The sequence below is a fragment of the Acetatifactor muris genome, from assembly GCF_024623325.1.
GTDB classification, from domain to species: domain Bacteria; phylum Bacillota; class Clostridia; order Lachnospirales; family Lachnospiraceae; genus Acetatifactor; species Acetatifactor muris.
The window spans coordinates 23,139-30,132 of record NZ_JANJZD010000048.1 but is presented as its reverse complement, the minus strand read 5'-3'; the positions used below and the strand labels follow the sequence as shown (position 1 = coordinate 30,132).

11 protein-coding genes and 1 pseudogene are annotated in these 6,994 nt (G+C 48.4%); all 12 read left to right on the top strand.

Annotated elements, in window-relative coordinates; all coding sequences use genetic code 11:
• The coding region (locus NSB25_RS26110) for a type IV secretory system conjugative DNA transfer family protein (protein WP_257479338.1) at positions 1 to 665 on the top strand (665 nt) is incomplete at its 5' end.
• Complete coding sequence (locus NSB25_RS26105; RefSeq protein WP_172455225.1) at positions 658 to 825, top strand: hypothetical protein; 168 nt, start codon at positions 658 to 660, stop codon at positions 823 to 825. The genes NSB25_RS26110 and NSB25_RS26105, both read left to right, overlap by 8 nt.
• Positions 818 to 1,000: a hypothetical protein gene (locus tag NSB25_RS26100; protein ID WP_103241361.1), complete on the top strand. Its 183-nt coding sequence runs from the start codon at positions 818 to 820 to the stop codon at positions 998 to 1,000. The genes NSB25_RS26105 and NSB25_RS26100 overlap by 8 nt, the downstream gene beginning before the upstream one ends.
• A 457-nt stretch (positions 1,001 to 1,457) precedes the next feature.
• Positions 1,458 to 1,586 (top strand): annotated as a pseudogene (locus tag NSB25_RS26095) (Maff2 family mobile element protein); the annotation flags it as partial.
• Between the two features lie 422 nt (positions 1,587 to 2,008).
• Entirely contained in the window at positions 2,009 to 2,248 is a 240-nt protein-coding gene (locus NSB25_RS26090; protein WP_103241363.1) for an AbrB/MazE/SpoVT family DNA-binding domain-containing protein, read from the top strand.
• Positions 2,226 to 2,867, top strand: a complete 642-nt coding sequence (locus tag NSB25_RS26085) for a DUF998 domain-containing protein (protein ID WP_242982554.1) — start codon at positions 2,226 to 2,228, stop codon at positions 2,865 to 2,867. Before NSB25_RS26090 ends, NSB25_RS26085 begins: the two co-directional genes overlap by 23 nt.
• A 57-nt stretch (positions 2,868 to 2,924) precedes the next feature.
• Positions 2,925 to 3,368 (top strand): RNA polymerase sigma factor, encoded by a 444-nt coding sequence (locus tag NSB25_RS26080; RefSeq protein WP_103241364.1) that lies wholly within the window; start codon positions 2,925 to 2,927, stop codon positions 3,366 to 3,368.
• Complete coding sequence (locus NSB25_RS26075) at positions 3,355 to 3,567, top strand: helix-turn-helix domain-containing protein (protein ID WP_016289764.1); 213 nt, start codon at positions 3,355 to 3,357, stop codon at positions 3,565 to 3,567. Before NSB25_RS26080 ends, NSB25_RS26075 begins: the two co-directional genes overlap by 14 nt.
• 30 nt (positions 3,568 to 3,597) lie before the next feature.
• Positions 3,598 to 4,002: a winged helix-turn-helix domain-containing protein gene (locus NSB25_RS26070; protein ID WP_103241365.1), complete on the top strand. Its 405-nt coding sequence runs from the start codon at positions 3,598 to 3,600 to the stop codon at positions 4,000 to 4,002.
• A gap of 570 nt (positions 4,003 to 4,572) precedes the next feature.
• Positions 4,573 to 4,968 (top strand): plasmid mobilization protein, encoded by a 396-nt coding sequence (locus NSB25_RS26065; protein ID WP_103241367.1) that lies wholly within the window; start codon positions 4,573 to 4,575, stop codon positions 4,966 to 4,968.
• Positions 4,940 to 6,571, top strand: a complete 1,632-nt coding sequence (locus NSB25_RS26060) for a relaxase/mobilization nuclease domain-containing protein (protein WP_257479337.1) — start codon at positions 4,940 to 4,942, stop codon at positions 6,569 to 6,571. The genes NSB25_RS26065 and NSB25_RS26060 overlap by 29 nt, the downstream gene beginning before the upstream one ends.
• The gene (locus tag NSB25_RS26055; RefSeq protein ID WP_103242709.1) at positions 6,561 to 6,947 is read left to right on the top strand and encodes a cysteine-rich VLP domain-containing protein; all 387 of its coding nucleotides are present in this window, start codon (positions 6,561 to 6,563) and stop codon (positions 6,945 to 6,947) included. The genes NSB25_RS26060 and NSB25_RS26055 overlap by 11 nt, the downstream gene beginning before the upstream one ends.
• Positions 6,948 to 6,994 lie beyond the last annotated feature (47 nt).

Here is a 6,994-nt window from a genome sequence, read left to right as displayed (position 1 = left end):
TCGTGAGTATTCTCTACACACAGTTATTCAACCTTTTATGCGACAAGGCAGATGATGAATACGGCGGGCGGCTTCCCGTCCATGTACGGTGCTTACTTGATGAATTTGCGAATATCGGGCAGATACCGAAGTTTGAAAAGCTCATTGCCACCATAAGGAGCCGGGAAATATCCGCTTCAATCATCTTGCAGTCACAGAGCCAGCTAAAAGCCATTTACAAGGACAACGCCGACACGATCATAGGGAATTGCGACACCACCCTTTTCTTGGGCGGCAAGGAGAAATCCACGTTAAAGGAAATGTCGGAGCTTTTAGGCAAGGAAACGATAGACAGCTTCAACACGTCCGAAACAAGGGGGCGGGAGCTTTCCCACGGGCTGAACTATCAGAAATTGGGAAAGGAGCTTATGACGCAGGACGAAATCGCGGTCATGGACGGAGGGAAATGTATCTTACAGGTGCGCGGGGTGCGCCCCTTTTTCAGTGATAAATTCGACATTACGAAGCACCCGAAATACAAATACCTCTCTGACTATGACAAGAAAAACGCCTTTGACATGGAGAAGTATATCAAACGCCGCCCTGCTATTGTGAAGCCGGACGAGGAATTTGATGTTTACGAAATCGACGGGGCAGATTTACAGGAGGACGCAGACAGTGAATAAACGCCCCGGCACAGACAAACGGCGGTTTACGGTGCTTGTCAACCCGAAAATCCGGGAGGAACAGCGGCGGCAAGCCGCCTTACGGAAATTTATCAAGGATTGTGAACGGCTTTACGAGAAGAACCGGGCGCACATACAGGAGGAAACAGGCAATGAATAAGCGGATCAGAAAGAAAAAGCAAAAGCAGCTTGAAAAATGTCTGCTGGATTTGGCGACCGCTATTGACGCAGGAATACAGGAGTATTGGCGGTGGCGGGAAACCATGCAACGCCGCTATGCACAGCTTTACGCAGAGGAATATGCCCGCCGCATGAGGCTTATCCCGAAACAGTGACAGGGCTTAACGGATTTGCGGCATGGAAATGTGGATAACAGGCTATGGGAGCTATGGAAAACGCCATTCACAGCACATGGAAAAGCGAAATGCAGCTTTCCCACGTCCTGCAAACAGCGTTTCCCACAGCCCCCAAAAAAGCAGCCAGTTACCCACATTCCCACACCGCCGACTAAGACGGAATCCCACCCTTTCCTACCTGTCATTCATAAAAGAAAAAAAGAATAAAGGAGCTGATCTGAAATCAAGGACATAAACACGGGATATCTGATACGCGCCCCTACCGGGCAGCGTACCGCCCAACCCTTACAACTGAATACCGCCGCGCCGCAGAAGTTACGCAGCGTGGGGACACCGCCTTTCTCACAGGGCGGTTTTTTTATGCGGCGGCGAACATTCGCTGACCGCCTTTTGTCCGCCTGCCGGACAGCCGCACAGCGGCAGAAAGGATTTTATCATGGCATTTTTTACATCAGCAGTAGGCGTTTTGCAGACACTTGTTATCGCTCTTGGAGCCGGTCTTGGCATTTGGGGCGTTGTCAATCTCATGGAGGGCTACGGCAATGACAACCCCGGCGCGAATGCTCATGTACGGTAAAGAAGCAAGCGACTGAAAACAAGAGATAGACCGCCAGCACCACACTATTCCGAACCAAAGAAACCAAAGACCAAAAGAAAAGCATTATGGAAATGTGCATAACAGGCTATGGAATCATGGATAACTCTATTCACAGCACATGGAAAAGCGAAAGAGCAGCTTTCCCACGTCCTGCAAACAGAGTTACCCACAATTCCATGAGATAGCCAGTTATACACATTCCCACAATGCCGACTACTACGGAATCCCTCTCATTCCTCATTGACAAATATTTGTAAATTCACACTGCTTTTATCACTAAATCGTTGTACGAACCCATGAATCTAACAGAATATCGAATTGACTTTTTACTTTGAAAGAGGTATACTTTTCGTGTTGGTATGAAAAATATGATTTTGGAGGTGGATTAAATGTCAATGCCAAAGGGGAAACATATATTTGGGACAGTAAAAGTCGGGGAACGAGGACAAATTGTAATCCCTAAAGAAGCAAGAGAAATATTTGATATTAACCCCGGAGATACTTTGCTTGTGTTAGGAGATGAAGAACAAGGTATTGCGGTAGTAAAAGCTGATGTAATGAAAGAAGTAGCCGTAAAGATTCTAAAAGGATTGGGACACTTTAAGAATGGGGGAGATGATGAAAAATAAAGTTTTAGATTTATTACCGTTTTTGCTAATAGGGGATTTAGTATTACCATTCCTTTTAGCTCCAACATATCGGGGATATAATCATTTAATGCAAGTAATGAGTGCGTTGGGAAATCCAATAGCACCATTGCATATTCTCTACAATATTTGGCTGATTGTATTGGGGATTGGTATTCTTTTATGCAATTTTAAGCTATATCCAGTTATTGCAGAAAAGTCCAGTTCAATAGCTATAATGCTTTTTGCCATTATCTGTATTTATGCCATAGGTGCTTGTATTTTATCAGGTTTATTTCCAGTAGGGGAAACCAAAGAGCTAAAAACAATTTCCTCAAAGATTCACGGATACGGCTCTGTTATAGGGTTTATGTTTTTAATTTTTGCGCCGTTATTTATTGGACTTTATTTTTTCAAAAGTTCTAGCAGATTTTGGGGTATTTTTTCTTTGATTTGTTTTGTTTTTTCCTTGCTATGTTTTGCTTTTTTTATAATGGCGGACAAACCCAAATTTCACGGAAGTATTATAGCATTTGAGGGACTTTGGCAAAGGTTGTCACTTTTATCTATGTATCTTCCGCTTATCGCTCTTTGTATAACTAAAAATCACCATTCTGTTTGAGTAAAATGCGCCCGTAAACCATATACCGCCCCATGTGGGAGAAAGGAGGAATTTTCTATGGCTTGCACAGAAGCATACAAAGAACATATCGAATACACATTTAACGCTTTTTGCAGAGTTGTCATTCGCTATGCGGCTATCAACGCATGGCGTGACAGGGATAAACGGCGGCAAAGGGAAATATCTTTTGAATACCTCACAGAAGAAAAGTTTTACCCGTTCAGTACGTCAGATAAATTTTTTATAGACCCCTATAAACAATACCCGGTTATGATATGTGGTCAGAGGGTTATCCTCACAAACGGAAATCTTGCCGAAGCCCTGTCCTCTCTGCCGGACAAAAAGAGGGAAATCATTTACCTTTATTTTTTCGGGCGTTACACACAGCAGGAAATCGGGGAACTATACGGACGCTGCCGGAGTACGGCATGGCATCATATACACAGTGCCTTGCAAATGCTGCATAAAGAAATGGAGGTGCTTTTCCGTGAGGAATCCTAAACTTGTGCCGTATGAAACGATTGTCCGGGCGACCAGCGGCGAGCCGGAAGCCATTGACGAGGTTTTGCGGCATTACAGCAAGCGAATCCGGCTTGCTTCCCTTGAAAACGGACACGTCAACAAGGACACCGAGGACAATATCAAACGGCGGCTTATCGCTGCCCTGTTCCAGTTCCGCTTTGACGGACAGCCTACCTAACAGGAGGTGAGATTTGTCGCAAAAATAGTCATGCTTATATTTAACGACACAGAAGAAAAAGCGGTTGAGAAAGCCATAGCCGCCCTTGCGGATATAATACCGCTGGAAGCCATGCAGCCGCCCCACTCCCCGGCACTTACTTTTCCGGGATTGGAAATCAGACCGCACCAACGCCGGGTACTGAAAGACGGGGCAGACATTCCCCTCACACGTTTAGAGTACGGCGCACTCTGCTACCTTGCCGCCAGTCCGGGGAGGGTATTCACAAAGGCGCAAATCTTTGAAGCCGTGTGGAGCATGGAAAGTGAAAGCTGCCAGTCAAACGTGGCGAATGTGATATGCAACCTACGGAAAAAGATAGAGCCGGACAGCGGCAAGCCCACTTACATAAAGACCGTTTTAGGTGTGGGCTACAAGTTCGCTTCCGGGGAATGATAACAGAATAACCGCCGCCCATCAGCGGCAGCCAAAGACAGGAAATCAAGAAAAGGTTTCCTGTTTTTTTGCGCCCGAAACAAAGCTGGATTTTGCGCCGCAATAAAATAATTCAAAAACTTTTGGAAAACATTGCCAAAATTTTCATTTTTCCCGTAGTAGGTAGTAAGGGGAAAAATAATTGCCGGGAAGTTTGGCATTTTTTGAAACCGTCCGTATATCACTGCAAAACGGAACTGATTTTTTCGTTTTTGTCAAATTCTGTTACGAAAACACGAAAAGAAATTCCGGGGAACTTTGCCAGATTTGCCTTGCCGTGCGTAGTAAGTAATAGAGGGAGAAATACCGCCGCATAGCTGGCAGAATCCACGCCCCGCCCGCCGAAGGTATCAGCAAAAGCCCACACAGAGGAAGCCGCCACTTTATTAGAGCAAGATTCTACCACAGTACCAAATTTCGCTAATCGCTCATTTTGTCCTATGGGAATCTTGTTGGGGTTGCCACCCCAAGCCCGCCTTTTGCGGCTTGCGCCGCTTGAAAAAATCCACCCACGAAAGGAGGTTCACAGCCATGAAAAGATACAACACGCCCCACCGCCACCGGGTAATCAAGACACGCTTGACCGAGGAAGAATACGCCGAGTTTTCCGAGCGTGTCGCCCTCTGCAAAATGAGCCAAGCCGAGTTTATCCGGCAAGCCCTTACCAAGTCAAGAATACAGCCTGTTATTACCGTTTCCCCGGTCAATGATGAATTGTTATCTGCCGTTGGGAAACTCACAGCCGAGTACGGGAAAATCGGCGGCAACTTGAATCAGATTGCCCGCTGTCTGAACGAGTACGGCGTACCTTATAACGCCCTCTCCCAAGAGGTACGAGCCGCCACAGCGGAGCTTGCCGCCTTGAAGTTTGAAGTCTTGCAGAAAGTAGGTGAAGCCGTTGGCAACGTTCAAACATATCAGCTCTAAAAACGCCGACTATGGAGCTGCCGAGCAGTACCTAACCTTTGAGCATGACGAGTTTACCATGAAGCCCACTCTTGATAAAAATGGGCGGCTTCTCCCCCGTGACGATTACCGCATTTCCTCTCTGAATTGTGGTGATGAAGATTTCGCCATAGCGTGTATGCGCTCCAATCTGAAATACGGAAAAAATCAGAAGCGGGAGGACGTGAAAAGCCACCATTACATTATCAGTTTTGACCCCCGTGACGCTGCCGACAATGGACTATCCGTAGACCGGGCGCAGCAGTTGGGCGAGCAGTTTTGTAAAGAGCAATTCCCCGGACACCAAGCCCTTGTATGCACCCACCCGGACGGGCATAACCACAGCGGCAACATCCATGTGCATATCGTAATCAATTCCCTACGGATTGCGGAAGTGCCATTGCTGCCGTACATGGAAAGACCAGCCGACACAAGGGAGGGCTGCAAGCACCGCTGTACGGACGCAGCTATGGAGTATTTCAAAGCGGAAGTCATGGAAATGTGCCACCGGGAAAACCTCTATCAGATTGACTTGCTGAACGGGAGCAAGAACCGCATTACCGAGCGTGAGTATTGGGCGAAACGGAAAGGACAAGCCGCACTGGATAAGGAGAACGCTTCCCAAGTCGCCACGGGAGAGCCGCCCAAACAGACCAAGTTTGAAACCGACAAGGAGAAATTACGGCGCACAATCCGAGCCGCCCTGTCCTCTGCCGTTTCCTTTGAGGATTTTTCCGGGAAGCTGCTACAACAGGGCGTGACCGTCAAGGAGAGCCGGGGGCGGCTATCCTATCTCACGCCGGACAGGACGAAGCCCATCACCGCCCGGAAATTAGGTGATGATTTTGACCGTGCCGCCGTACTGGAAGCACTCACCATAAACGCACAGAACGCCGCCAGAGCCGCCGAAACGCCCCTACCCAAACAGGAATACCCCCGCAGCATAAAAGACCGCTTACAGCGCAACAAAGCCGCTGTAAACGCCCCGAAAAATGACGGAGTACAACGCATGGTAGACCGGGAAGCGAAACGAGCCGAGGGCAAGGGTATAGGATATGACCGCTGGGCGGCTGTTCACAATCTAAAGCAAATGGCGGCTACCATGAGCGTTTACGAGGAATCCGGCTTTTCTTCCCCGGAGGAATTGGAAGCCGCCCTTGCCGCCGCCAGCGCAGAGCTGTCAAACGTCCATGCGGAACTAAAAGCCGTGGAAAGCACTTTGCGGGAGAAAAAGGACTTGCAGAAACAGCTATTGGCGTACATCAAGACCAAGCCAGCCCGTGACGGATTGCGGGCGCAGAAAACGGAGAAAGCCCGGAGAGCTTACCGGGAGCAGCACGAAAGCGAGTTTATCATTTCCGAATCTGCCGCCCGGTATTTCAAGGCACAGGGAATCTCCAAGCTGCCAGCGTCCAAAGCATTACAGACCGAGATTGAGCAGCTAACCAAAGAGAAAAACGCCCTTTACAACGAGTACCGGGAGAAGAAAGCGAACGTCCGGGAATTGCAGACCGTGAAAAGCAATCTTGACAAAATATTACGCCGTGAGCCGGAACGGGGAAAGGGGCAGGAAAATGAACGGTAAACGCCCCTATATGGACTACCCACAGTACAGAGCCGCCCGCCGCCTTGTACATGAGTGCTGCAACTATGATAACGGCAACTGTATCTTGCTGGATAACGGCGAGCCTTGCGTATGCGTACAGAGTACCAGCTATTCCCTTATGTGCCGCTGGTTCACTGCCGCCGTGCTGCCGCTGGACGGGAAACTGGAAGCCGCCCTACTCCACCGGGCAGACAGGAAACGCTGTACCGAGTGCGGCGGGTATTTTCTCCCCAAGTCAAACCGGGGGAAATACTGCCCGGATTGCGCCGGACGCATGAAAAGAATCCATGCCACACAGCGCAAGCGAAAACAGAGGGATAAATGTCACGCTTTAGGATATTCCAGACCCCCGTAAATCAAGGCTTTTTTGACCGCCCTCAAAGGGTATGCGATACATTTATC

Bases quoted from the DNA above. Each gene is read 5' to 3' on its own strand.
- NSB25_RS26100 (WP_103241361.1), top strand. From the start codon at position 818: ATGAATAAGCGGATCAGAAAGAAAAAGCAAAAGCAGCTTGAAAAATGT.
- NSB25_RS26090 (WP_103241363.1), top strand. From the start codon at position 2,009: ATGTCAATGCCAAAGGGGAAACATATATTTGGGACAGTAAAAGTCGGG.
- NSB25_RS26085 (WP_242982554.1), top strand. From the start codon at position 2,226: ATGGGGGAGATGATGAAAAATAAAGTTTTAGATTTATTACCGTTTTTG.
- NSB25_RS26080 (WP_103241364.1), top strand. From the start codon at position 2,925: ATGGCTTGCACAGAAGCATACAAAGAACATATCGAATACACATTTAAC.
- NSB25_RS26070 (WP_103241365.1), top strand. From the start codon at position 3,598: ATGCTTATATTTAACGACACAGAAGAAAAAGCGGTTGAGAAAGCCATA.
- NSB25_RS26065 (WP_103241367.1), top strand. From the start codon at position 4,573: ATGAAAAGATACAACACGCCCCACCGCCACCGGGTAATCAAGACACGC.
- NSB25_RS26055 (WP_103242709.1), top strand. From the start codon at position 6,561: ATGAACGGTAAACGCCCCTATATGGACTACCCACAGTACAGAGCCGCC.